General features: G+C 67.1%; 21 protein-coding genes and 4 tRNA genes. 18 read left to right on the forward strand and 7 right to left on the reverse strand.

Annotation, left to right across the window (positions count from 1 at the left end; translation table 11 throughout):
- The first annotated feature begins 1 nt into the window (after position 1).
- On the forward strand, positions 2-2,017 hold the full coding sequence (gene uvrB / locus PcP3B5_RS08600; protein WP_061561022.1) for an excinuclease ABC subunit UvrB: 2,016 nt from the start codon (positions 2-4) through the stop codon (positions 2,015-2,017).
- A gap of 15 nt (positions 2,018-2,032) precedes the next feature.
- Here uvrB and PcP3B5_RS08605 read toward each other — a convergent pair whose 3' ends face one another.
- Together PcP3B5_RS08605 and PcP3B5_RS08610 are read right to left on the reverse strand one after the other, a co-directional pair.
- Positions 2,033-3,592 carry an MDR family MFS transporter gene (locus tag PcP3B5_RS08605; protein WP_058072027.1) on the reverse strand — a complete coding sequence of 520 codons (1,560 nt, stop codon included), beginning with the start codon at positions 3,590-3,592 and terminating at the stop codon, positions 2,033-2,035.
- Complete coding sequence (locus tag PcP3B5_RS08610; RefSeq protein WP_043313521.1) at positions 3,582-4,616, reverse strand: HlyD family secretion protein; 1,035 nt, start codon at positions 4,614-4,616, stop codon at positions 3,582-3,584. Before PcP3B5_RS08610 ends, PcP3B5_RS08605 begins: the two co-directional genes overlap by 11 nt.
- 108 nt (positions 4,617-4,724) lie before the next feature.
- Between PcP3B5_RS08610 and PcP3B5_RS08615 the strand changes: the two genes are divergently transcribed.
- From PcP3B5_RS08615 to PcP3B5_RS08660, 10 genes are all read left to right on the forward strand, one after another.
- Positions 4,725-5,645: a LysR family transcriptional regulator gene (locus tag PcP3B5_RS08615; protein ID WP_009621033.1), complete on the forward strand. Its 921-nt coding sequence runs from the start codon at positions 4,725-4,727 to the stop codon at positions 5,643-5,645.
- 49 nt (positions 5,646-5,694) lie between these two features.
- A complete protein-coding gene (gene gltX / locus PcP3B5_RS08620) occupies positions 5,695-7,179 on the forward strand; it encodes a glutamate--tRNA ligase (RefSeq protein WP_061561023.1) in 1,485 nt (494 codons plus the stop codon).
- Positions 7,180-7,454: 275 nt separating this feature from the next.
- Positions 7,455-7,530, forward strand: a tRNA-Ala gene (locus tag PcP3B5_RS08625).
- Between the two features lie 53 nt (positions 7,531-7,583).
- Positions 7,584-7,659: transfer RNA gene (locus PcP3B5_RS08630), tRNA-Glu, on the forward strand.
- 45 nt (positions 7,660-7,704) lie between these two features.
- Positions 7,705-7,780, forward strand: a tRNA-Ala gene (locus PcP3B5_RS08635).
- Positions 7,781-7,822: 42 nt separating this feature from the next.
- A tRNA-Glu gene (locus tag PcP3B5_RS08640) sits at positions 7,823-7,898 on the forward strand.
- Between the two features lie 195 nt (positions 7,899-8,093).
- Positions 8,094-8,633, forward strand: a complete 540-nt coding sequence (locus PcP3B5_RS08645) for a TetR/AcrR family transcriptional regulator (RefSeq protein WP_043313613.1) — start codon at positions 8,094-8,096, stop codon at positions 8,631-8,633.
- A gap of 22 nt (positions 8,634-8,655) precedes the next feature.
- Positions 8,656-9,501, forward strand: coding sequence for an alpha/beta fold hydrolase (locus tag PcP3B5_RS08650; protein ID WP_061561024.1), 846 nt, complete (start codon positions 8,656-8,658; stop codon positions 9,499-9,501).
- 96 nt (positions 9,502-9,597) lie between these two features.
- Positions 9,598-10,041, forward strand: a complete 444-nt coding sequence (locus PcP3B5_RS08655) for an acyl-CoA thioesterase (protein ID WP_043267492.1) — start codon at positions 9,598-9,600, stop codon at positions 10,039-10,041.
- A gap of 66 nt (positions 10,042-10,107) precedes the next feature.
- On the forward strand, positions 10,108-11,067 hold the full coding sequence (locus PcP3B5_RS08660; RefSeq protein WP_061561025.1) for a tRNA dihydrouridine synthase: 960 nt from the start codon (positions 10,108-10,110) through the stop codon (positions 11,065-11,067).
- A 630-nt stretch (positions 11,068-11,697) separates the two neighbouring features.
- Here the strand turns inward: PcP3B5_RS08660 and PcP3B5_RS08665 are convergent.
- Positions 11,698-12,444 (reverse strand): SDR family oxidoreductase, encoded by a 747-nt coding sequence (locus tag PcP3B5_RS08665; RefSeq protein WP_061561026.1) that lies wholly within the window; start codon positions 12,442-12,444, stop codon positions 11,698-11,700.
- A 145-nt stretch (positions 12,445-12,589) separates the two neighbouring features.
- Here PcP3B5_RS08665 and PcP3B5_RS08670 point away from each other — a divergent pair, with 145 nt between their 5' ends.
- Entirely contained in the window at positions 12,590-13,036 is a 447-nt protein-coding gene (locus PcP3B5_RS08670; protein WP_058490808.1) for an Hsp20 family protein, read from the forward strand.
- 71 nt (positions 13,037-13,107) lie between these two features.
- Here the strand turns inward: PcP3B5_RS08670 and PcP3B5_RS08675 are convergent, their stop codons facing one another.
- The 3 genes from PcP3B5_RS08675 to PcP3B5_RS08685 form a co-directional block, all read right to left on the reverse strand.
- On the reverse strand, positions 13,108-14,175 hold the full coding sequence (locus PcP3B5_RS08675; protein ID WP_061561027.1) for a YkvI family membrane protein: 1,068 nt from the start codon (positions 14,173-14,175) through the stop codon (positions 13,108-13,110).
- 76 nt (positions 14,176-14,251) lie between these two features.
- On the reverse strand, positions 14,252-14,626 hold the full coding sequence (locus PcP3B5_RS08680) for a RidA family protein (protein WP_058072020.1): 375 nt from the start codon (positions 14,624-14,626) through the stop codon (positions 14,252-14,254).
- Positions 14,627-14,648: 22 nt separating this feature from the next.
- Entirely contained in the window at positions 14,649-15,770 is a 1,122-nt protein-coding gene (locus PcP3B5_RS08685; protein ID WP_061561028.1) for an NAD(P)/FAD-dependent oxidoreductase, read from the reverse strand.
- Between the two features lie 108 nt (positions 15,771-15,878).
- Between PcP3B5_RS08685 and PcP3B5_RS08690 the strand changes: the two genes are divergently transcribed.
- Positions 15,879-16,502 carry a helix-turn-helix domain-containing protein gene (locus PcP3B5_RS08690; protein ID WP_058072018.1) on the forward strand — a complete coding sequence of 208 codons (624 nt, stop codon included), beginning with the start codon at positions 15,879-15,881 and terminating at the stop codon, positions 16,500-16,502.
- A gap of 317 nt (positions 16,503-16,819) precedes the next feature.
- On the opposite strand, the gene PcP3B5_RS08695 is transcribed toward PcP3B5_RS08690, so the two are convergent.
- Complete coding sequence (locus PcP3B5_RS08695) at positions 16,820-17,713, reverse strand: LysR family transcriptional regulator (RefSeq protein ID WP_043267485.1); 894 nt, start codon at positions 17,711-17,713, stop codon at positions 16,820-16,822.
- Between the two features lie 207 nt (positions 17,714-17,920).
- Here PcP3B5_RS08695 and leuC point away from each other — a divergent pair, with 207 nt between their 5' ends.
- From leuC to asd, 5 genes are all read left to right on the forward strand, one after another.
- Positions 17,921-19,348: a 3-isopropylmalate dehydratase large subunit gene (leuC, locus tag PcP3B5_RS08700; RefSeq protein ID WP_009621042.1), complete on the forward strand. Its 1,428-nt coding sequence runs from the start codon at positions 17,921-17,923 to the stop codon at positions 19,346-19,348.
- An 11-nt stretch (positions 19,349-19,359) separates the two neighbouring features.
- Positions 19,360-20,004 (forward strand): 3-isopropylmalate dehydratase small subunit, encoded by a 645-nt coding sequence (leuD, locus tag PcP3B5_RS08705; protein ID WP_061561029.1) that lies wholly within the window; start codon positions 19,360-19,362, stop codon positions 20,002-20,004.
- Between the two features lie 34 nt (positions 20,005-20,038).
- Entirely contained in the window at positions 20,039-20,803 is a 765-nt protein-coding gene (locus PcP3B5_RS08710; protein WP_061561030.1) for a class I SAM-dependent methyltransferase, read from the forward strand.
- Positions 20,804-20,876: 73 nt separating this feature from the next.
- A complete protein-coding gene (gene leuB / locus PcP3B5_RS08715) occupies positions 20,877-21,959 on the forward strand; it encodes a 3-isopropylmalate dehydrogenase (protein WP_061561031.1) in 1,083 nt (360 codons plus the stop codon).
- Between the two features lie 83 nt (positions 21,960-22,042).
- Positions 22,043-23,155, forward strand: coding sequence for an aspartate-semialdehyde dehydrogenase (asd, locus tag PcP3B5_RS08720; RefSeq protein WP_009621046.1), 1,113 nt, complete (start codon positions 22,043-22,045; stop codon positions 23,153-23,155).
- The last annotated feature ends 161 nt before the right edge of the window (positions 23,156-23,316 follow it).

Raw genomic sequence — 23,316 nt, forward strand, 5'->3', positions numbered from 1 at the left:
CATGTCGACATTCCAACTGGATTCGCGCTTCAAGCCGGCGGGCGACCAGCCCGAGGCGATCCGACAGATGGTCGAGGGCCTGGAAGCGGGCCTTTCGCACCAGACGCTGCTGGGGGTGACCGGCTCCGGCAAGACCTTCAGCATCGCCAACGTCATCGCCCAGGTGCAGCGCCCGACCATGGTCCTGGCGCCGAACAAGACCCTGGCCGCGCAGCTCTATGGCGAATTCAAGACCTTCTTCCCGCACAACGCGGTGGAATACTTCGTCTCCTACTACGACTACTACCAGCCGGAGGCCTACGTCCCGTCCTCCGACACCTATATCGAGAAGGATTCCTCGATCAACGACCACATCGAGCAGATGCGCCTGTCGGCGACCAAGGCCCTGCTCGAGCGCGAGGACGCCATCATCGTCTGCACCGTGTCGTCGATCTACGGCCTGGGCGACCCGGCGTCCTACCTGAAGATGGTCCTGCACCTGGACCGCGGCGACCGCATGGACCAGCGCGAGCTGCTGCGCCGCCTGACCAGCCTGCAGTACACCCGCAACGACATGGACTTCGCCCGCGCCAGCTTCCGCGTGCGCGGCGACGTGATCGACATCTTCCCGGCGGAATCCGAGCTGGAGGCCATCCGTGTCGAACTGTTCGACGACGAGGTGGAGAGCATCTCCGCCTTCGACCCGCTGACCGGCGAGGTGATCCGCAAGCTGCCGCGCTTCACCTTCTACCCCAAGAGCCACTACGTGACGCCGCGGGAAACCCTGATGCAGGCGGTGGAGCAGATCAAGGAAGAGCTCAAGGTGCGCCTGGACTACCTGCGCACCAACAACAAGCTGGTGGAGGCCCAGCGCCTGGAGCAGCGCACCCGCTTCGACCTGGAGATGATCCTCGAACTGGGCTACTGCAACGGCATCGAGAACTACTCGCGCTACCTCTCCGGGCGCGGCCCCGGCGAGCCGCCGCCGACCCTCTACGACTACCTGCCGGCCAACTCGCTGCTGGTGATCGACGAATCCCACGTCAGCGTTCCCCAGGTCGGCGCCATGTACAAGGGCGACCGTTCGCGCAAGGAAACCCTGGTGGAATACGGCTTCCGCCTGCCCTCGGCGCTGGACAACCGGCCGCTGCGCTTCGAGGAGTGGGAGGCGATCAGCCCGCAGACCATCTTCGTCTCGGCGACGCCCGGCCCTTACGAAGAGCAACACGCCGGGCGGGTGATCGAGCAGGTGGTGCGGCCCACCGGCCTGGTCGACCCGCAGATCGAGGTGCGCCCGGCCTCCACCCAGGTGGACGACCTGCTCTCGGAAATCCGCCTGCGCGTGGCCAGCGGGGAGCGCGTGCTGGTCACCACCCTGACCAAGCGCATGGCCGAGGACCTCACCGACTACCTGGGCGACCACGACGTGCGCGTGCGCTACCTGCACTCGGACATCGACACCGTCGAGCGCATGGAAATCATCCGCGACCTGCGCACCGGCGCCTTCGACGTGCTGGTGGGCATCAACCTGCTGCGCGAGGGCCTGGACATGCCCGAGGTGTCCCTGGTGGCCATCCTCGACGCCGACAAGGAAGGCTTCCTGCGCTCCGAGCGCTCGCTGATCCAGACCATCGGCCGCGCCGCGCGCAACCTCAACGGCAAGGCGATCCTCTACGCCGACAACGTCACCGGCTCGATGCAGCGCGCCATGGACGAGACCGAGCGGCGGCGCAACAAGCAGATTGCCTTCAACGAGCAGCACGGCATCGTGCCCAAGGGCGTGAAGAAGGACATCAAGGACATCCTCGAAGGCGCCAGCGTGCCGGGCGCCAAGGGCAAGCGCCGCGGCGTGGCCAAGGTGGCCGAGGAGAGCGGGCGCTACGAGGGCGAACTGCGCTCGCCGAACGAGATCGGCAAGCGCATCCGCCAGCTCGAAGAGAAGATGTACCAGCTGGCCCGGGACCTGGAGTTCGAAGCCGCCGCCGCGGTGCGCGACGAAATCCACAAGCTGCGCGAACGCCTGGTGGAGGTCGGCTGACCTCCACCGCAGTGCTCAGTGCGCGCCGGCGCCAGCCTGGGCGCCCAGGCCCGCGGGCAGGGGGCGCGTCAGCAGGGCGGCGAGCATGCTCACGGCAAGGACGATGCCGATGGCGTGGAAGGCGTCGTTATAGGCCATGATCGCCGCCTGCTGGTGGACGATCACGCTCACTTCGCCCAGCGCCGCCTGCTGGCTGCCCAGTTGCGCGGCCAGTTGGGCCAGGCGCTCTTCCACCGCGCCATTCATCGGCACCACCGCTTCGCGCAGGTAGTCGTAGTAGACCTTGGCGCGGCTATCCAGCAGCGTCGCCAGCAGGGCGATGCCGATGGCGCCGCCGAGGTTGCGCAGGATGTTGAACAGGCTGGAGGCGGAGCCGGCGTCCTGCGGCTGCAGGTAGGCGGTGGCGATCAGCGAGATGGTCACCATCACCATCGGCTGGCCGAGGGCGCGCAGCAGCTGGATCTGGTTGAACTGCGGGCCGGCGAAGTCCGGGTTGAGCACCCCGGAACTGAAGCTGGCCAGGCCGAACAGGCCGAAGCCCAGGGCGCACAGCAGGCGCGGCTCGATGATCTTCATCAGCTTGGGGATCAGCGGGATGAGGAACAGCTGCGGCACGCCCATCCACATGATCACCTCGCCGATCTGCATGGCGTTGTAGCCCTGGATCTGCGCCAGGTACAGCGGCAGCACGTAGATCGAGCCGTACAGCCCCATGCCCAGGCCGATGCTGGAGATGCTCGCCAGGCCGAAGTTGCGGTTGCGCAGGATGCCCAGGTTGATCAGCGGGTTCGGCCGCGAGGTCTGCAGGATGACGAAGAGGATCAGGCTGACCAGGGCGATGCTGCCCAGGGCGACGATCAGGTTCGACTCCAGCCAGTCCTTGCGGTGGCCTTCCTCGAGGAATACCTGTAGGCAGCCCAGGCCGATGGCCATGGTGACGATGCCGGCGTAGTCGGTGCTCTTGAGCAGTTCCCAGTGCGGCGGCTTCTTCTCCAGGCCGTAGAGCAGCCCGGCGATCATCAGCAGCCCCGGCGGGATGTTGATGTAGAAGATGTATTCCCAGCCGAAGTTCTCGGTCAGCCAGCCGCCCAGGGTGGGGCCGATGGACGGCGCGAAGGTGGCGGTGATGGCGAACAGCGCCATGCCCTTGGGCCGGTGGTGCTCCGGCAGCTTGAGCAGGCTCAAGGTGAAGGCCAGGGGGATGAGCGCGCCGCCGGTGAAACCCTGCATGGCGCGGAACACGATCATGCTCTCCAGGTTCCAGGCGAAGGAGCACAGCAGCGAGGAGAACAGGAAACCGATCGACACCATCACGGCCAGGCGCCGCGCCGACAGCAACTGCACCAGCCAGGCGGTGAGCGGGATCATGATGATCTCGGCCACCAGGTAGGAGGTGGAGATCCACGAGCCTTCCTCCAGGGTCGCGGCCAGCGCGCCCTGGATGTCTTTCAGCGAGGAGTTGGTGATCTGGATGTCCAGCACCGCCATGAAGGCGCCGAGCATCGCCGAGAGCACGGCGATCCAGTCGCGCCGGGTGGGCTCCCCGGCGGGGCGGACGAGGACGTCAGCGCTCACCGAGCTGCACCTCGGCCTCGACCGACATGCCCGGGCGGATCAGGCCCTTGAGCGGGTTGTCGGCGGCGAAGGTGATCTTCACCGGGATGCGTTGCACCACCTTGGTGAAGTTGCCGGTGGCGTTGTCCGGCGGCAGCAGGCTGAACTGGGCGCCGGAGGCGGCGAAGAGGCTGTCCACGCAGCCTTCGATGGGGGTGTCGGGGAAGCTGTCGAGGACCAGGCGGGCCTTCTGCCCGGGGCGCATGTGGCCGACCTGGGTTTCCTTGAAGTTGGCCTGCACCCAGATGCCTTCGTCGGGCACCAGCGCCAGCAGCTGGCTGCCGACCTGCACATACTGGCCCACCCGCGCGCTGCGCTGGCCGACCAGGCCGGCGACGGGCGCGCGGATCTCGGTGCGCGCCAGGTTGATCTCGGCCTGGGCGATCTCCGCCCGGGAGGCGTCGATCTGCGCCTGCAGGCGCTTGATGTCGGCGTTCAGGGCGTCGATCTGGATGCGCTGGGCCTGCAGGTCGGCCTGGGCCTTGGCCACCTGCGAGCGGGCCACGTGGGAGTCGGCGGTCAGGGTGGTGACGCGCTCCTCGGAAACGTAGCCGGGCTTGCGCAGGGTCTGGGCGCGGTTGAGGTCGATCTGGGTGCGGCCGAAGGTGGCCTGGGTGGCGTTCAGGTCGGCCTCGCTGGCGGCGATCATGCTGCCCTGGCCCTTGAGCTTGCTGCGCGCCTGGGCCAACTCCGCCTCGTGGGTGGCGAGGGCTGCTTTGGCGCGGTCCAGGGCCAGGCGGAAGTCGGCATCCTCCAGCTTGACCAGCAACTGGCCTTTTTCCACGTGCTGGTTGTCGGTGACCAGCACCTGGTCGATGCGCGCGCCCAACTGGCTGGCGATGCGGGTGATCTCGCCCTGGACGTAGGCGTTGTCGGTGGTTTCCTGGAAGCGGCCGATGAAGTACCAGCGGCCCAGGAACGCCAGGGCGACCAGGCAGAAAATGACGAAGAAGATGCTCAGGCGGCGTTTCAATTGTGCGGGCATGATAAACGAGCGTTTGTTTGGCAGAATTTTTCCCGGCAATGTAACAGTGTTCCCGGCCGGGGCGCAGTCGCTACAATTCGGAAACTTTGTTGTTTATAAGGAACAATAATGGGGCTGGATGATGCGCTGATCTTCACCCGTGTCGTGGAATTCCACAGTTTCACCCAGGCCGCCCACAGCCTGGGCATGCAGAAGTCCACGGTCAGCCGGCGCATCGCGCTGCTGGAAGAGCGCCTGGGCGTGCGTCTGCTCAACCGCACCACGCGCAAGCTGCGCCTGACCGAGGTGGGGCAGGCCTACTACGACCGCTGCCGGCAGATCATGCTCGACTTCGCCGAGGCCGAGCAGGCGGTGATGCAGTTGCAGCAGGAGCCTTCGGGCCTGCTGCGGATCACCGCGCCCATCGAGTTCGGCCAGCTGTACCTGGCTGAAGTGCTCGGCGATTTCATGCGTCTTTATCCGCAGATCACCGCGGAAGTGGAGCTCAGCTCGCGCACCGTCGATCCGCTGGAGGAGGGCGTGGACATCGCCATCACCGTCGGCCAGCCGGAGGACTCGACGCTGATCGCCCGCCGCCTGCTGGTGACCAGCCGCTGCCTGTGCGCCAGCCCCGGCTACCTGCAGCAGCACGGGCGGCCGCTGCACGTCGAGGACCTGGCGCGGCACCGCGCGGTGTTGCTGGCGCAGGACTCGCAGCGCTACTGGCCGCTGTTGAACGAGAGCGTGCCCTGCCAGCGCGTGCTGTCCTGCAACAACATCTCTTTCGCCCGCGAGGCGGTGCTGGCCGGGGCGGGCATCGCCTCGCTGCCGGAGCTGATCGTCGACGTGGCGCTGGAAAGCGGCCGCCTGGAGCGCCTGCTGCCGGAGGTGCAGCTGCCCATCGGCGAGCTCTATGCGGTCTATCCCTCGCGGCGCTTCCAGGCAATGAAGGTGAAGACCTTCCTCGACTACCTGATCCACCGCCTGCCCATCGACGAAGCCCATCGGCTGGAGCCGGGGGCGGCGCGCCTGATAACATCGCACCCATGAATGCGGGCCGCGGTCCGCATCTTTCATTCCGGTTTTCACGAGAGCTTTCATGACCACTGTCCGCACCCGCATCGCGCCGTCCCCCACCGGCGACCCGCACGTCGGCACCGCCTACATCGCGCTGTTCAACCTGTGCTTCGCCCGCCAGCACGGCGGCAAGTTCATCCTGCGCATCGAGGACACCGATCAGGTGCGTTCCACCCGCGAGTCGGAACAGCAGATCTTCGACGCCCTGCGCTGGCTGGGCATCGAATGGGACGAAGGCCCGGACGTCGGCGGCCCGCACGGCCCGTACCGGCAGAGCGAGCGCGGCGCCATCTACAAGCGGTACAGCGACGAGCTGGTGGAGAAGGGCCATGCCTTCCCCTGCTTCTGCTCTGCCGAGCGCCTGGACGCCATCCGCGCCGAGCAGCAGGCGCGCAAGGAAACCCCGCGCTACGACGGCCACTGCATGCACCTGCCCAAAGAGGAGTCGCAGCGCCGCATCGCCGCCGGTGAATCCCACGTGGTGCGCATGAAGGTGCCGACCGAAGGCGTCTGCGTGGTTCCGGACATGCTTCGCGGCGACGTCGAGATTCCGTGGGACCGCATGGACATGCAGGTGCTGATGAAGGCCGACGGCCTGCCCACCTACTTCCTGGCCAACGTGGTCGACGACCACCTGATGGGCATCACCCATGTGCTGCGCGGCGAAGAGTGGCTGCCCTCGGCGCCCAAGCTGATCAAGCTGTACGAGTACTTCGGCTGGGAGCAGCCGGTGCTCTGTTACATGCCGCTGCTGCGCAACCCGGACAAGAGCAAGCTGTCCAAGCGCAAGAACCCCACCTCCATCACCTTCTACGAGCGCATGGGCTTCCTGCCCCAGGCACTGCTGAACTACCTGGGCCGCATGGGCTGGTCGATGCCCGACGAGCGCGAGAAGTTCAGCCTGCAGGAGATGATCGACAACTTCGACCTGTCCCGCGTCTCCCTCGGCGGGCCGATCTTCGACATGGAGAAGCTGTCCTGGCTGAACGGCCAGTGGATCCGCGAGCAATCCGTCGAGGAGTTCGCCCGCGAAGTGCAGAAGTGGGCGCTCAACCCCGAGTACCTGATGAAGATCGCCCCCCACGTGCAGGGCCGGGTGGAGAACTTCAGCCAGATCGCCCCGCTGGCCGGCTTCTTCTTCAGCGGCGGCGTGCCGCTGGACGCCAAGCTGTTCGAGCACAAGAAGCTTGACGCCACCCAGGTGCGCCAGATCCTGCAAGTGGTGCTGTGGAAGCTCGAAGCGCTGCGCCAGTGGGAGAAGGAGCGCATCACCGCGACCATCCAGGCCGTCGCCGAACACCTGGGCCTGAAGCTGCGCGACGTCATGCCGCTGATGTTCCCGGCCATCACCGGCCATGCCAGCTCGGTGTCGGTGCTCGACGCCATGGAAATCCTCGGCGCCGACCTGTCGCGCTATCGCCTGCGCCAGGCCCTGGAACTGCTGGGCGGCGCGTCGAAGAAGGAAGCCAAGGAGTGGGAGAAGATCCGCGACGCCATCGCCGGCTGACGGATCCCGCCTGACAAAAGGCCGGCCGCCTCCGGGCGCCCGGCCTTTTTCATGTCCATAATCCCTGTGGCCGGGCCGCGGCTTAAGGGGCTGAAGCCACGGCGCAGGGGAGGGGAACCGGGCTCCTTTGCTAAGTGATTGTTCTTTGGGAGAAAAAATTTAAAAAAGTCGAAAATTCTTGTTGACAGGGTTACCTCCCGCCCCTAAGATGCGCCCCGTTCCAGCGACGAACTGAACGACAGAGCGAAGCGGAACGGTAGATGTAGCGGTACTTTGGGGCTATAGCTCAGCTGGGAGAGCGCTTGCATGGCATGCAAGAGGTCGACGGTTCGATCCCGTCTAGCTCCACCAAATTACCAGTAGGTTTCGCCGCTTCGGGGCGGAGCCGAAAATCGAAGGTTTGCGTCCCCTTCGTCTAGTGGCCTAGGACACCGCCCTTTCACGGCGGTAACAGGGGTTCGAGTCCCCTAGGGGACGCCACTTATTCCAGCGACGATGCGTTCGCGTCGTCCGCCAGAGTCATCTGGGGCTATAGCTCAGCTGGGAGAGCGCTTGCATGGCATGCAAGAGGTCGACGGTTCGATCCCGTCTAGCTCCACCAAATCGCCAGAGTCCGCCAGGCGCGGATTTTCTCGAAGGATACGTCCCCTTCGTCTAGTGGCCTAGGACACCGCCCTTTCACGGCGGTAACAGGGGTTCGAGTCCCCTAGGGGACGCCAATTTTCCCGCTCTGCGGGGCCTATAGGGCCACTCAATTTTCGAGTGGCCTTTTGTTTTTTCCCCTTTCGAAAATCTTCTCGCCCGACCAGCGGTCGCCATCGACGCTTGCCGATTTTTATTATGAGCATAATATTTCACTCATAATATTTTTGGAGTGCGTCATGAGCCCGAAGACCGGCAGCAACGAAAAAGGCCTGGGTGAGAAGAAGGCCCAGACCCGTGAGCGCATTCTTTGCGCGGCCGCCGATGCTCTGGTCCGCCGCGGCCCGCTGGAGCCGAGCGTGGCCGAGGTGATGGGCGCCGCCGGGCTGACCGTCGGCGGCTTCTACGCGCATTTCCAGAGCAAGGATGCGCTGATGCTGGAAGCCTTCCGCCACCTGCTGTCTTCGCGCCGGGCCAAGCTCAAGCATTTCGACCCGGACATGCCGTTCAGCGAGCGCCGGCAACTGGTCGCGGCCTTCTACCTGTCGCGCAGGCACCGCGACAGCGAGGAGCCGGGTTGCCCCATCCCCAGTTCCCTGGGCGACATGGCGCAACTGCCGGAGAGCTTCCACGAAGCCCTGGCCGAACACCTCGAACTCATGGTCGCCGAGCTGGCCGAGCGTCCCGAGGACGCCGACACCGTGCTCGCCGACATCGCCCTGATGGTGGGCGGACTGGCATTGGCGCGGGCCCTGGGCCCGAGCGACCTGTCCGACCGTGTCCTGCGTGCCGCCAAGAAAGCGGTGGATTGAGACCTCGAAGGAGGGCCTGGCAATGAGCAGCTTGACCTGGATCCGTGGCGTCAACGCCACCCTGGGGCGTGTGGCGCCGGAATGGGCGGCGCGACGCATGCGTGAAGTCTTCATGACGCCGCGGGCGCTGCAGCTGCGCGACTGGGAGTTGCCGCTGCTGGCCAGTTCCGAGCGCATCACCCTGCGCTTCGGTCTCTCCGCGCTGCGCTGGGGCGAGGGGCCGGCGGTACTGCTGATGCACGGTTGGGAAGGGCGGCCGACGCAGTTCGCCCACCTGATCCGCGAACTGGTCGGCGCCGGCTACGCCGTGGTGGCGCTGGATGGCCCGGCCCATGGCCGTTCGCCGGGGCGTGAGGCCCATCCGTTGCTGTTCGCCCGTGCCTTGCTGGAAGCGGCCAGCGAGTTGCCGCCGCTGCGCGCGGTGATCGGCCATTCCATGGGCGGCGCCAGCGCCCTGCTGGCGACGCAGATGGGGCTGCGCACCGAGGCACTGGTCAGCATTGCCGCGCCGAGCCGGGTCATCTCCGTGCTGCGTCGCTTCGCCGGCTTCATGGGGCTGCCGGCCGAGGCGAGGCACCGCTTCATCCGTCAGGTCGAGGCCTACACCGGCATGCCGGCGGCGCAACTGGACGTCAGCCGCTACACGCTGAATATGCCCGGGCTGGTGGTGCACGCCGAGGACGACCCGCAAGTGCCCGTGGCGGATGCGCTGGACATCCATGCGGCCTGGCCGCGCAGCCGCCTGTTGCGCCTGGAAGGCGGCGGCCACCAGCGCGTGCTGGCCGACCCGCGCCTGAGCGACGCCGTGCTGGCGCTGCTGGAAGGCCAGGAAGAACAGTATCTGCTGCCCATGGCGTTGGCCTCCTGACGACAGGGGAGGGGCGGGACGCCGCCGAGCCCTGTAAACTGCCGGCTTCGATCATGCGGCCGGGTCCCGGACCCGGCCCCGGACTGGAGCAAGTGCATGGCCTGGGACCTGCCCGACCCCTTCGTCATCGACATCAGCGTGAACGCCGAGGACATCGACGGCCTCGGCCACGCCAACAACGCCGTCTACGTGAGCTGGCTGGAGCGCTGCGCCTGGCGCCACTCGCAGCGCCTGGGCCTGGACCTGGCCGAATACCGCCGGCTCGACCGCGCCATGGCGGTGGTGCGTCACGAAATCGACTACCTCGCCGCCGCCTACGAAGGTGAGGAACTGCAGATGGCCACCTGGATCGTCGAGTCCGACCAGAAGCTGCGCATGGACCGCCGCTTCCAACTGGTGCGCCCGGCCGACGGCGTGACCCTGCTGCGCGCCCGCACCACCTTCGTCTGCATCGAACTGTCCAGCGGCCGGCCCAAGCGCATGCCGGTGGAGTTCATCGAAGGCTACGGCCGCGCGTTGCTCGGCGCCGCGCCGGCCTGACGGCACTTTGCGCGGGCGGCGAGTCCCCCTAGAATTCGCCGCCTTCGACAGTAAAGGTTCCCCGCCGTGCAAATTGCCCTGGCCCCGATGGAGGGGCTGGTCGACGAAATCCTCCGCGACGTGCTGACCCGCGTCGGCGGCATCGACTGGTGCGTCACCGAGTTCATCCGCGTCACCGACCGCCTGCATCCGCTAGCCACCTACGAGAAGCTGGCGCCGGAGCTGCTGCACGGCAGCCGCACCCCCGCCGGCACGCCGATGCGCGTGCAGTTCCTCGGTTCCGACCCGCAGTGCCTGGCGGAAAACGCCGCCTACGCCTGCGAACTGGGTGCCCCGGTGATCGACCTGAACTTCGGCTGCCCGGCGAAGACGGTGAACAAGTCCCGCGGCGGGGCCGTGCTGCTCAAGGAGCCGGAGCTGATGTTCGCCATCGTCGAAGCCGTGCGCCGCGCGGTGCCGGCGCAGATCCCAGTGACCTCGAAGATGCGCCTGGGCTACGAGTCCCCGGACGGCGCGCTGGACTGCGCCCGCGCCCTGGCCGACGGCGGTTCCGCCCACGTGGTGGTCCACGCGCGGACCAAGACCGACGGCTACAAGCCGCCGGCGCACTGGGAGTGGGTGGCGAAGGTGGCGGACGCAGTGAAGGTGCCGGTGTTCGCCAATGGCGAGGTCTGGAGCCTCGACGACTACCTGCGCTGCCGCGCCATCAGCGGCGTCGACGACATCATGCTGGGCCGCGGCCTGGTCTCGCGCCCCGATCTGGCCCGGCAGATAGCCGCCTGGCGCGAGGGCAGGGAAGTGCAGCCGATGCCCTGGCACGAAGTGCGCGTGCTGCTCGACGACTTCTGGCGCCAGGCCCGGCGCAAGCTGGCGCCGCGCTACGCGCCGGGGCGCCTGAAGCAGTGGCTGGGCATGCTCACCCGCAGCTACCCCGAGGCGGTAGAGCTGTTCGCGCAGATCCGCCGCGAGAGCGACTGCGAGCTGATCGACCGGTTGCTGCAGGTCGAGGTGGAAGAAGCCGCGTAGGGAGGGTTGCGCCGGTGCTCTTCGTAGGAGCGGGCCCTGCCCGCGATTTCGCGCGCAGGGCGCGCTCCTACATGGAATGGTGCGGGTGGGGCGGCGTAGGAGCGGATCCTATCCGCGAATCGTGCCGGTGGTTCCGGCTATCGCGGACAAGGTCCGCTACGCTGTCCCGCCCACGTCATTCCCATGTAGGTGCGGGGGAAATGCGGTGCCTCACGGAGCGCGTAGGGGCACGGAGTCGAGCGAGCAGGCCTGCGGCCCCCTCACCCTAACCCTCTCCCGGAGGGAGAGGGGACCGTTCGGAGTGCATTGGTGTTTCGGCGTTAGCCGGCTAGCACAGGGATCGCCGGCTGAAACCAGGCCTCTTCTCGGCACGGACTAGCCCCCTCTCCCTCCGGGAGAGGGGACCGTTCGGAGTACATGGGTGTTTCGGCATTGGCCGGCTAGCACAGGGACCGCCGGCTGAAACCAGGCCTCCTCTCGGCACGGACTAGCCCCCTCTCCCTCCGGGAGAGGGCTGGGGTGAGGGGAAAGCCCGAGCGCCGATGTCATTCCCCTGTAGGAGCGCGCCCTGCGCGCGAATCGCGGGCAGGGCCCGCTACAGTTCGCCGTGAGGCATGGCGTTTACCCGTCCTACCGCCCGCCACTGACATCGACGAATGTCCCGGTGCTGTAGCTCGACTCCTCCCCGGCCAGGAACAGGATCGCCCGCGCCACTTCCTCCGGTTCCCCGCCACGGCCCAGCGGAATGGCGCTCTTCAGCCGCTCCACGCGCCCCGGCTCGCCGCCGCTGGCGTGGATTTCCGTGTCGATCAGCCCCGGCCGTACGGCGTTGACGCGGATGCCTTCGGCCGCCACTTCCTTGGCCAGGCCGATGGTCATGCTGTCGATGGCGCCCTTGGCCGCGGCGTAGTCGATGTACTCGTTGGGCGAGCCCAGGCGCGAGGCCATGGACGACACATTGACGATGCTGCCGCCCGCGCCGCCATGGGATTTCGCCATGCGCCGCACCGCCTCGCGGGCGCAGAGGAAGCTGCCGGTGACGTTGACCGCGAACACCCGCTGCAGGCGCGCCGCGTCCATGTCTTCCAGGCGCATCTGGCGTTCCAGCATGCCGGCGTTGTTCACCAGCACGTCGAGGCGGCCGAAGGCCTGGTCCAGTTCCCGGAACAGCTTCACCACTTCCTCTTCGCAGGCGACGTCCGCGGCGAAGGCCTCGGCCTGGCCACCGGCGTCGCGGATGCGCCGTACCAGCCCGTCGGCCGCTTCGCGCTGGCGGTGATAGTTGATGGCGACGGCATAACCGCGTTCGGCGGCGAGCAGCGCGGTGGCGGCCCCTATGCCGCGGCTGGCGCCGGTGATCAGCATGACTTTGCGCATGTGGCTGTTCCTTCGACGAGTGGTCTTGAAAGGCTGCGAGGCGACCCTATCTGTATCCGTGCGGGAGGCCGAAACCGGGTCCCGCTTCCGGAGTCCTGCAGACAGGCTCCACCAATGACCTTGCTGATTATTCAGGAGATTCGCCATGAGCAACGTACTTTCTCTTGCCCCGCTGTTCCGCCAGTCGATCGGCTTCGATCGTTTCAACGACCTCTTCGAATCGGCGTTGCGCAGCGAGAACGGCAGTTCCTACCCGCCCTACAACGTCGAGAAGCACGGTGACGACCAGTACCGCATCGTCGTCGCCGCCGCCGGCCTGCAGGAAGAAGACCTGGAGCTGCAAGTGGAGCGCGATGTGCTGACCGTTAGCGGCGGCAAGCGCGAGAAGGCTGCCAGCGACGTCACCTACCTGCACCAGGGCATCGCCCAGCGCGCCTTCAAGCTGTCCTTCCGCCTCGCCGACCACATCGAGGTCCGCGGCGCATCGCTGAAGAACGGCCTGCTGAGCGTCGAGCTGGTGCGCATCGTCCCGGAAGAGGCCAAGCCCAAGCGGATCGCCATCAACGGCCAGCGCCCGGCCATCGAGGGCTGAGCGGCTCCAGCGGTCGCTGAATGAAAAACGCCCGCCTGATCCAGGCGGGCGTTTTCTTTGCGCGGAGAAACTCAGCCGCGTTGCGTTTCGCCCAGTGCGGCGCCGCGGTCGCGCCACCAGGTGACGACGATGGCCAGCATCAGCACGAAGCCCAGGTAGCCCATGGCCGGATAGACCATGCCCACCAGCTTGACGAAGCCGAACTGGCTGCCGACGAAGGCCAGGATCACGGCGGCCACGGTGCACAGGCGGAACGGCAGGCCGTAGGCCGCGCAGCGCGCGACCAGGGCGTAGGTCAGGCCGGTGGTGGTGCAGTACAGCTTGACCAGCAGCAGCGCCAGCATCACGTCGCCGAACCAGGGCGCGATGTTGTTGCTCAGCAGCAGGGTGGGGATGGCGCTGGCGCCGATGACGTCGATCTGCACCAGCATCACCAGGGCCATGACCAGGATCAGCAGGCCCACGCCGGCGCCGCCGAGCAGGCCGCCGAGGCCGGCCTGGCGCAGGTTCGCCACGCTGCCGCCCATCACCACCAGCACCGCCGCGGTGGCGGCGATGTTGTAGGAGACGTAGAGGAAGGCGCTGAGCAGCCAGTTGGACGCCGGGTGCGGCATGGCGAGGGCGATCTGCTCCAGCTCCGCCAGCGGCTTCTCGACGTGGCTCAGCGCATAGACGGCGATGATCGCCACGATCAGCATCAGCACCGGGGTGATCAGGCTCATCAGGGTGATCACCCGCTTCAGCCCCAGGCACACGGTGATGATCGTCAGCACGCCGAGGACCACGCCGCCGATGGAATGGCCGATGCCCAGTTGCTGCTCGAACGACGAGCTGGCGCCGGCGAGCATCACCACCACGGTGCCGAACAGGAAGAAGGTGAGCATCAGGTCGACGACCCGGCCCAGGTGGCGGCCGCAGATGTACTCCATGGCCTCCTTGTGCGACTGGGTCTGCAGGCGGCTGCCGATCTGGTAGAGGTTCATGACCAGGAAGGCGAACAGCGCCAGCGCCAGCAGGGCGCCGATCAGGCCCATGACGCCGAAGCTGCCGAAGAACTGGAGGATTTCCTGACCGGAGGCGAAGCCGACGCCCACCACCAGGCCGATGAACGCGCCGCCGAGCTTGAGACTGGTCTTCATGAAGTGAATCCCTATTGTTCTTTTCGTTGGGAGGCCCGCGCCACCGGCCCCTCGCCGGCGCCGCGGGCGTGCAGGATCAGGCTTCGCCGACGTAGGCCTGGACTTCCACCTCGACGTCCACGCCCAGCGCCAGGCCGGCGGTGACGCAGGAGCGCACCGGCAGGCCCTGCTCGAAGTAGCGCTTGTAGACTTCGTTGAAGCCGGCGAAGTGGGCCATGTCGCTCAGCCACACGGTGGCCTTGACCACCTGGCCGAAGTTCGCGCCGCAGGCCTGCAGGCTTTCGCCGATGCGCTGCATCACCGCCTCGGTCTGGGTCTGGATGTCGCCCTTGACCACCTGGCCGTCCGCGCTCATCGGGATCTGCCCGGAGAGGAACAGGAAACCGCCGGCCTTGACCGCGCGGGAGAAGGGGAAGGGCAGGCTGCTGGGGTAACGCTGGATGTCGCTCATGTTCTGGTCTCCAGGGAAATGCTCAACGGAAGCGCGCCGGGCTCAGGCGCTGGGGATCGACGCCTTCCTGGCGCAGGGATTCGGGCAGCGGCTGCTCCAGCAGCAGCGCCTGGGCCAGGCGCGAGACGCCGTCGGCCGACTGGATGCCGTAGCCGCCCTGGGCGGCCAGCCAGAAGAACGCCGGGCAGTCCGGGTCGCGGCCGATCACCAGGTCGCCGTCGGCGACGAACGAGCGCAGCCCCGCCCAGCTGTGGCTGGGGCGGCGGATGTTCAGCGTGGTGTGCTCTTCGATGTGGTGCACGCCCAGGGCGATGTCCAGCTCTTCGGGCTGCACGTCCTGCGCCTCCACCGGGTCGGCGTTGGCCGGCGAGCCGAGCAACTGGCCGGCGTCGGGCTTGAAGTAGAAACTTTCGTCGATGCCGATCACCGCGGGCCAGGCGCTGCTGTCCATGCCTTCGGGCGCGGCGAAGGTGAAGGCGGTGCGGCGCTTGGGTTGCAGGCCCACCGGAGGGATGCCGCAGCGGCGCGCGACCTGGTCGGCCCAGGCCCCGGCGGCGTCGACCAGTTGCGCGGCGGCCAGGCTTTCGCCATCGCTCAGCTGCAGGGTCCAGGCGCCGTCGGCGAAGCTCGCCGCCAGCAGCTCGACGTTGCAGCGCAGCTCGCCGCCGCGCTGGCGCAGGCCGCGCAGGTAGCCCTGGTGCAGGGCGTGCACGTCGAGGTCGCGGGCATCGGGCTCGTAGAGCGCGCCGATGATGGCGTCCTCGCGCAGGCAGGGCAGGCGCTCCAGGGCCTCGGCGACGCTGATCGGGTGCACGCCCGGGGTGCCGGCGGCATCGCGCAGCAGTGCGTCGTGCCCGGGGCCGCCGACGTACAGGCAGCCGCGCGGGGAAAGGATCGGGTGCTCGCTGAAGCCTTCCGGCGGGCTCTCGTAGAAGGCCCGGCTGGCGCGGGTCAGCGCCTGGATCTGCGGGGTGCCGTAGGCCTCCATGAACATGGCGGCGGAGCGCCCGGTGGAGTGATAGCCGGGCTGCTCCTCGCGCTCCAGGACCAGCACGCGGTGGCTTTCGCTCAGCCGGTAGGCCAGCGACGCGCCGGCGATACCGGCGCCGATGATGACGAAATCGTAGGGTGGGGTAGGGCTCACGGCAGGGCCTTATGGATATTTCTCGTATGTGAGAAATCTAAGATATGAGAATTTTTACGTCCAAGGCAAGGGCCGGTAAACTCCGTCCATCCACTTTCGAGACCTCCCATGAGTGCCAGCGATACCCAGCCCCTGCCCATCGAGGGCGCTTCTTCGTCACTGGACCGGCATGAGGTCGGCGCGCGCCTGCGGGCCGTGCGCAAGCAGCAGAAGCTGACCCTGAAGCAGCTCTCCGAGCGCTCTGGCGTGGCGGTTTCGACACTGTCGAAGATGGAGCTGGCGCAGGTCGCGGTGAGCTACGACAAGCTGGCCGCCGCCGCCCGCGCGCTGCAGGTCGACATCGCCCAGCTGTTCCGCCCGCTGCAGCCGCGCGCGGTGCCGCCGGCGCAGGCGGTGGTGGTGAAGACCCGCGTCGACGAAGTGGCCGGCTACGACACCGGCGGCTACGAGTACTACCCGATCGCCGGCGATTTCCCGCAGCGCGCCATGACCCCGCTCTACGCGCGCATCTTCGCCCGCGACCTGGTCGAGTTCGACGACTATGTGCGCCACCCGGGCCAGGAATTCGCCCTGGTCATCGCCGGGCGCGTGCGCATCCAGTTCGAGAATGGCGAGTCGGTGAGCATCGGCCCGCGCGAGACGGCCTACTTCGACAGCAGCGTCGGCCACCTGTACCTGAACGACGGCGAGGACGACGAGGCGCAGGTGATGGTGGTGATGTCCGAGCGCTGACGCCCCACCACCACGCCATTCCCCAGCATGAGCGAGCATGGCTTTGCCGCAACCGCATGGGTATCGCAGGCTCGCCCCATCCGTTGAGGAGCGTCGCTTTTCGTAGGATGGTGTTGAGCGAAGCGATACCCATCACCGCAACCGCATGGGTATCGCAGGCTCGCCCCATCCGTTGAGGAGCGTCGCTTTTCGTAGGATGGCGTGGAGCGAAGCGATACCCATCGCCGCAACCGCATGGGTATCGCAGGCTCAACCCATCCTACGAAGAGCATCCCGGCGCGGCCTGTAAGACAGCGCCCGTAAGAGGGCGCCTCGGTTCAGACCACGCAGGCCATGGGCGCCACCGCCTGGGCGTCGAGCAGGGCCATGAAGGCCCGCGCGGCGTTGGACAGGGTGCGCTCGGTGTGCAGGATGTAGCCCAACTGGCGGCTGAGCTGGATGTCCTGCAGCGGCAGGCGCACGACGGTCTCGTCGAGCATGGTGCGCGGCAGCACGCTCCAGGCCAGGCCGATGGAGACCATCATCTTGATGGTCTCCATATAGTTGGTGCTCATGCCGATGTTCGGCGTCAGCCCCTCGGCCTCGAACATGCGCCGCACGATGTGATGGGTGAAGGTGTTGCCGCCGGGGAACACCGCCGGGTGCCTCGCCACGTCGGCGAGGAACACCGGGCCCTGCATGGCCAGCGGGTGCTCGGGGGCGGCGACGAAGTCCAGCGGGTCGTCCCACACCGGCACCGCGCGCACCGGCTCGGCGGTTTCCGGGGCCAGGGTGATCACCGCCAGCTCGGCGCGACCGTGGAGAATCTCCTCGTAAGCCACTTCCGAATCGAGGAACTGGATGTCCAGCGCCACCTGCGGGTGCGCCCGGGTGAAGGCGCGCAGCAGCGGCGGCAGGCGGTGCAGGCCGATGTGGTGGCTGGTGGCGAGCACCAGGCGGCCGCTGACCTCGCCGCTGAGGTTGGTCAGCGCGCGGCGTGTGTCGTCCAGCACGTTGAGGATCTGGTAGGCGCGCGGCAGCAGGGCGCGGCCGGCTTCGGTCAGGCTCACCTCGCGGCCGACGCGGTCGAACAGGCGCACGCCGAGCTGGCTCTCCAGGGCGGCGATGCGCTTGCTCACCGCCGGCTGGGTCAGGTGCAGGCGCTCGCCGGCTTCGGAAAAGCTGCCGGACTCGGCGATGGCGAGGAAGGTATTGAGGCTGGTCAGGTCCATTTTTTGGAGCTCCAAGCGGCAAGCCGCAAGCTTCAAGAAAAAAGCTGCGGCGTTCGCTTGCAGCTTGTGGCTTGAAGCTTATAGCTGGTGGATTCCATTTGGGAATCCTTTGAATAAAAAATATGAATTTGAGTTATTCGTCGACAGACCATAGCATCATCCCCACAAGCCCAAGGGGCATAGAAATACGCTGATGAGGAATCTCTGATGGCCGGCAAGACGCTCTACGACAAACTCTGGGAACTGCACGAGGTGAAGCGCCGCGATGATGGCTCGTCGCTGATCTACATCGACCGCCACATCCTCCACGAAGTGACCTCGCCGCAAGCCTTCGAAGGCCTGCGCCTGGCCGGCCGCAAGCCGTGGCGCATCGACGCCAACATCGCCACCCCGGACCACAACGTGCCGACCACCCGCGCCGAACGCCAGGGCGGCCTCGAAGCCATCGCCGATGAAGTCTCGCGCATCCAGGTCAAGACCCTGGACGAGAACTGCGACGACTTCGGCATCCTCGAATTCAAGATGAACGACGTGCGCCAGGGCATCGTCCACGTGGTCGGCCCGGAGCAGGGCGCGACCCTGCCGGGCATGACCGTGGTCTGCGGCGACTCGCACACCTCCACCCACGGCGCCTTCGGCGCGCTGGCCCACGGCATCGGCACCTCCGAGGTCGAGCACGTGCTCGCCACCCAGTGCCTGGTGGCCAAGAAGATGAAGAACATGCAGGTGCGCGTGGAGGGCAAGCTGCCCTTCGGCGTGACCGCCAAGGACATCGTCCTCGCGGTGATCGGCAAGATCGGTACCGCCGGCGGCAACGGCCATGCCCTGGAGTTCGCCGGCAGCGCCATCCGCGACCTGTCCATGGAAGGCCGCATGACCATCTGCAACATGTCCATCGAGGCCGGCGCCCGCGTGGGCATGGTGGCGGTGGACGAGAAGACCATCGAGTACGTCAAGGGCCGTCCGTTCGCCCCGCAGGGCGCCGACTGGGCCAAGGCCGTGGAAGCCTGGAGCGACCTGGTTTCCGATGAAGACGCCCACTTCGACACCATCGTCGAGCTGCGCGCCGAGGACATCAAGCCGCAGGTCAGCTGGGGCACCTCGCCGGAAATGGTCCTGGCCGTCGACCAGAACGTGCCGGACCCGGCCGTCGAGGCCGACCCGGTCAAGCGCGACTCCATCGTCCGCGCCCTCAAGTACATGGGCCTGAACGCCAACCAGGCGATCACCGACATCCAGCTGGACCGCGTGTTCATCGGCTCCTGCACCAACTCGCGGATCGAGGACCTGCGCGCCGCCGCCGCCGTGGCCAAGGGCCGCAAGGTCGCCTCCAGCGTCAAGCAGGCGCTGGTGGTGCCGGGCTCGGGCCTGGTCAAGGCGCAGGCCGAGCGGGAAGGGCTGGACAAGATCTTCATCGAGGCCGGCTTCGAGTGGCGTGAACCGGGCTGCTCCATGTGCCTGGCGATGAACCCGGACCGCCTGGAGAGCGGCGAGCACTGCGCGTCCACCTCCAACCGCAACTTCGAGGGCCGCCAGGGCGCCGGTGGCCGCACCCACCTGGTGAGCCCGGCCATGGCCGCCGCCGCCGCGGTGACCGGCCGCTTCATCGACGTCCGTGAATTGATGCAGGCCTGAGGAGACCGAACATGAAAGCCTTTACCCAGCACACCGGTCTCGTCGCGCCGCTCGACCGCGCCAACGTCGACACCGACCAGATCATTCCCAAGCAATTCCTCAAGTCGATCAAGCGCACCGGCTTCGGCCCCAACCTGTTCGACGAGTGGCGCTACCTGGACGTCGGCCAGCCGAACCAGGACAACTCCAAGCGCCCGGTGAACAAGGACTTCGTGCTGAACTTCCCGCGATACCAGGGCGCCAGCGTGCTCCTGGCCCGCGAGAACTTCGGTTGCGGTTCGTCTCGCGAGCACGCGCCCTGGGCGCTGGACGAGTACGGTTTCCGCACGGTGATCGCGCCGAGCTTCGCCGACATCTTCTTCAACAACAGCTTCAAGAACGGCCTGCTGCCGATCATCCTGAAGGACGAGGAAGTCGACGAACTCTTCCAGCAGTGCGAGGCCACCGAGGGCTACCAACTGACCGTCGACCTCGCCGCGCAGACCGTGACCCGCCCGGACGGCAAGCAGTACAGCTTCGAGGTGGACGCCTTCCGCAAGCACTGCCTGCTCAACGGCCTGGACGACATCGGCCTGACGCTGCAGGACGCGGACGCCATCCGCGACTTCGAGGCCGGCTACAGGCAGCGCCAGCCCTGGTTGTTCCGCGACGCCTGACGGCGTCGCATCATCACCCCGCGAGGAGAAAGTCATGACCCAGAGTCGCCACGAAGCAGTGGTCGAGCGCCAGTTCGGCGCCCAGGCCAACGCTTACCTGAACAGCGCCGTGCATGCCCAGGGCGAAGAGTTCGCCCAACTGCGCGAGCGACTGTCGGCGAGCAGCGGCGCCCGCGTGCTGGACCTGGGTTGCGGGGCGGGGCACGTCAGCTTCCATGTCGCGCCGCTGGCCGGCGAAGTGGTGGCCTACGACCTCTCCGAGCAGATGCTCGCCGTGGTGGCCTCGGCCGCCGCCGAGCGCGGCCTGGACAACATCCGCACGCGTCAGGGCGTGGCCGAGCGCCTGCCGTTCGAGGATGGCGAGTTCGACTTCGTCTTCAGCCGCTACTCGGCACACCACTGGCGCGACGTCGGCCAGGCCCTGCGCGAAGTGCGCCGGGTGCTGAAGCCGGGCGGCGTGGCCTGCTTCATCGACGTGGCGGCCCCCGGGCTGCCGCTGCTCGACACCCACCTGCAAGCGGTGGAAGTGCTGCGCGACACCAGCCACGTGCGCGACTATTCGCCGTCCGAGTGGGCGCGCCTGGTCGGCGAGGCGGGCCTGGCGCTCACCGCGTGCAGCCGCCAGCGCCTGCGCCTGGAGTTCACCTCCTGGGTCGAGCGCATGCGCACGCCGGAGGTGATGCGCCAGGCCATCCGCGCCCTGCAGCTTTCCGTGGGCATTGAGGTGCGCGAGTATTTCGAGATCGACGCCGAGGGCTCCTTCAGCACCGACGTGCTGGTGCTCTGGGCGAACAAGTAACGGCTGCAAGCGACAGGCTGCAGGCGGCAAGCAAGAGCCTGCAGCCTTTAACCTTTTCCGAAGGAAAGAAGTGATGAGCAAACAGATTCTGGTTCTCCCCGGCGACGGCATCGGCCCGGAAATCATGGCCGAGGCGATCAAGGTCCTGGAGCTGGCCAACGACAAATTCCAGCTGGGCTTCGAGCTGACCGAGGACGTCATCGGCGGCGCCGCCATCGACAAGCACGGCGTGCCGCTGGCCGACGAGACCCTGGAGCGTGCGCGCAAGGCCGATGCCGTGCTGCTGGGCGCCGTGGGCGGGCCGAAGTGGGACAGGATCGAGCGCGACATCCGCCCCGAGCGCGGCCTGCTGAAGATCCGTTCGCAACTGGGCCTGTTCGCCAACCTGCGCCCGGCCATCCTCTACCCGCAACTGGCCGACGCCTCCAGCCTGAAGCCGGAAATCGTCGCCGGCCTGGACATCCTCATCGTCCGCGAGCTGACCGGCGGCATCTACTTCGGCGCCCCGCGCGGCACCCGCGAGCTGGAAAACGGCGAGCGCCAGTCCTACGACACCCTGCCGTACAGCGAGAGCGAGATCCGCCGCATCGCCCGCGTCGGCTTCGACATGGCCCGCGTGCGCGGCAACAAGCTGTGCTCGGTGGACAAGGCCAACGTCCTGGCCTCCAGCCAGCTGTGGCGCGAGATCGTCGAAGAAGTGGCCAAGGACTACCCGGACGTCGAGCTGAGCCACATGTATGTCGACAACGCCGCCATGCAGCTGGTGCGCGCGCCCAAGCAGTTCGACGTGATGGTCACCGACAACATGTTCGGCGACATCCTGTCGGATGAGGCTTCCATGCTCACCGGCTCCATCGGCATGCTGCCTTCAGCGTCCCTGGATGCGAGCAACAAGGGCATGTACGAGCCGTGCCACGGTTCGGCGCCGGACATCGCCGGCAAAGGCATCGCCAACCCGCTGGCGACCATCCTCTCGGTGTCCATGATGCTGCGCTACAGCTTCAACCAGGGCGCCGCGGCGGACGCCATCGAGCAGGCGGTGAGCCAGGTCCTCGACCAGGGCCTGCGCACCGGCGACATCTGGTCCGAAGGCTGCAAGAAAGTCGGAACCCGCGAAATGGGCGATGCGGTAGTCGCCGCGCTGCGGAATCTGTAATCTCTCCGGTTCGCCCGCCCCTGGGCACCCGCACAGAACGGGCAGGGGCGGCGGTCCACTACTTATTCGAAGGTGTAGTAGCGATGAAGCGTGTAGGTCTGATCGGTTGGCGTGGCATGGTGGGTTCGGTGCTCATGCAGCGGATGCTGGAAGAGCGGGACTTCGACCTGATCGAGCCGGTGTTCTTCACCACCTCCAACGTCGGTGGCGAAGGTCCGTCCATCGGCAAGGACATCGCCACCCTCAAGGACGCCTACAGCATCGAGGAACTCAAGACCCTCGACGTCATCCTGACCTGCCAGGGCGGCGACTACACCAACGAAGTCTTCCCCAAGCTGCGTGAAGCCGGCTGGCAGGGCTACTGGATCGACGCCGCCTCCAGCCTGCGCATGCAGGACGACGCGGTGATCGTCCTCGACCCGGTGAACCGCCGCGTTATCGACCAGTCGCTGGACGCCGGCGCCAAGAACTACATCGGCGGCAACTGTACCGTCAGCCTGATGCTGATGGCCCTGGGCGGCCTGTTCGAAGCCGGCCTGGTCGAGTGGATGAGCGCCATGACCTACCAGGCCGCCTCCGGCGCCGGCGCGCAGAACATGCGCGAGCTGATCAAGCAGATGGGCGCGATCAACGCCGCCGTGGCCGACGACCTGGCCAACCCGGCCAGCGCCATCCTCGACATCGACCGCAAGGTCGCCGAGGCCATCCGCAGCGAAGCCCTGCCCACCGAGCACTTCGGCGCGCCCCTGGCCGGCAGCCTGATCCCCTGGATCGACAAGGAACTGCCCAACGGCCAGAGCCGCGAGGAGTGGAAGGGCCAGGCCGAGACCAACAAGATCCTCGGCCGCTTCAAGAACCCGATCCCGGTGGATGGCATCTGCGTGCGCATCGGCGCCATGCGCTGCCACAGCCAGGCGCTGACCATCAAGCTGAACAAGGACGTGCCGCTGACCGACATCGAAGGCCTGATCAGCCAGCACAACCCCTGGGTCAAGCTGATCCCCAACCAGCGCGAAGCCAGCATGCGCGAGCTGACCCCCGCCGCCGTCACCGGCACCCTGAGCGTCCCGGTCGGCCGCCTGCGCAAGCTCAACATGGGCTCGCAGTACCTCGGCGCCTTCACCGTCGGCGACCAACTGCTGTGGGGCGCGGCCGAGCCGCTGCGGCGCATGCTGCGCATCCTGCTGGAGCGCTGATCGCAGCCTCCCCGAAGACGCCGGCCCTGTGCCGGCGTCTTGCTTTGTACAGGCGGAAAAGGTCGATCACTCGACAGAACGGCGAAGTCGCCGGCGCCGGCGTCGTTTTCTGTGACGGAGCGCGGACTGGCATCCGGCGCCCTGTGATTATCCTCGCTGCC

The sequence above is a fragment of the Pseudomonas citronellolis genome, assembly GCF_001586155.1.
Classification (GTDB): Bacteria; Pseudomonadota; Gammaproteobacteria; order Pseudomonadales; family Pseudomonadaceae; genus Pseudomonas; species Pseudomonas citronellolis.

What these genes read in the sequence shown, in the direction of transcription:
- PcP3B5_RS08615 (WP_009621033.1), top strand. Translation starts at nt 4,725, where the DNA reads ATGGGGCTGGATGATGCGCTGATCTTCACCCGTGTCGTGGAATTCCAC.
- leuB (WP_061561031.1), top strand. Translation starts at nt 20,877, where the DNA reads ATGAGCAAACAGATTCTGGTTCTCCCCGGCGACGGCATCGGCCCGGAA.
- PcP3B5_RS08665 (WP_061561026.1), bottom strand. Translation starts at nt 12,444, where the DNA reads ATGCGCAAAGTCATGCTGATCACCGGCGCCAGCCGCGGCATAGGGGCC.
- gltX (WP_061561023.1), top strand. Translation starts at nt 5,695, where the DNA reads ATGACCACTGTCCGCACCCGCATCGCGCCGTCCCCCACCGGCGACCCG.
- PcP3B5_RS08690 (WP_058072018.1), top strand. Translation starts at nt 15,879, where the DNA reads ATGAGTGCCAGCGATACCCAGCCCCTGCCCATCGAGGGCGCTTCTTCG.
- uvrB (WP_061561022.1), top strand. Translation starts at nt 2, where the DNA reads ATGTCGACATTCCAACTGGATTCGCGCTTCAAGCCGGCGGGCGACCAG.
- asd (WP_009621046.1), top strand. Translation starts at nt 22,043, where the DNA reads ATGAAGCGTGTAGGTCTGATCGGTTGGCGTGGCATGGTGGGTTCGGTG.
- PcP3B5_RS08655 (WP_043267492.1), top strand. Translation starts at nt 9,598, where the DNA reads ATGGCCTGGGACCTGCCCGACCCCTTCGTCATCGACATCAGCGTGAAC.
- PcP3B5_RS08670 (WP_058490808.1), top strand. Translation starts at nt 12,590, where the DNA reads ATGAGCAACGTACTTTCTCTTGCCCCGCTGTTCCGCCAGTCGATCGGC.
- leuC (WP_009621042.1), top strand. Translation starts at nt 17,921, where the DNA reads ATGGCCGGCAAGACGCTCTACGACAAACTCTGGGAACTGCACGAGGTG.
- PcP3B5_RS08710 (WP_061561030.1), top strand. Translation starts at nt 20,039, where the DNA reads ATGACCCAGAGTCGCCACGAAGCAGTGGTCGAGCGCCAGTTCGGCGCC.
- PcP3B5_RS08695 (WP_043267485.1), bottom strand. Translation starts at nt 17,713, where the DNA reads ATGGACCTGACCAGCCTCAATACCTTCCTCGCCATCGCCGAGTCCGGC.
- PcP3B5_RS08675 (WP_061561027.1), bottom strand. Translation starts at nt 14,175, where the DNA reads ATGAAGACCAGTCTCAAGCTCGGCGGCGCGTTCATCGGCCTGGTGGTG.
- PcP3B5_RS08650 (WP_061561024.1), top strand. Translation starts at nt 8,656, where the DNA reads ATGAGCAGCTTGACCTGGATCCGTGGCGTCAACGCCACCCTGGGGCGT.
- leuD (WP_061561029.1), top strand. Translation starts at nt 19,360, where the DNA reads ATGAAAGCCTTTACCCAGCACACCGGTCTCGTCGCGCCGCTCGACCGC.
- PcP3B5_RS08680 (WP_058072020.1), bottom strand. Translation starts at nt 14,626, where the DNA reads ATGAGCGACATCCAGCGTTACCCCAGCAGCCTGCCCTTCCCCTTCTCC.
- PcP3B5_RS08610 (WP_043313521.1), bottom strand. Translation starts at nt 4,616, where the DNA reads ATGCCCGCACAATTGAAACGCCGCCTGAGCATCTTCTTCGTCATTTTC.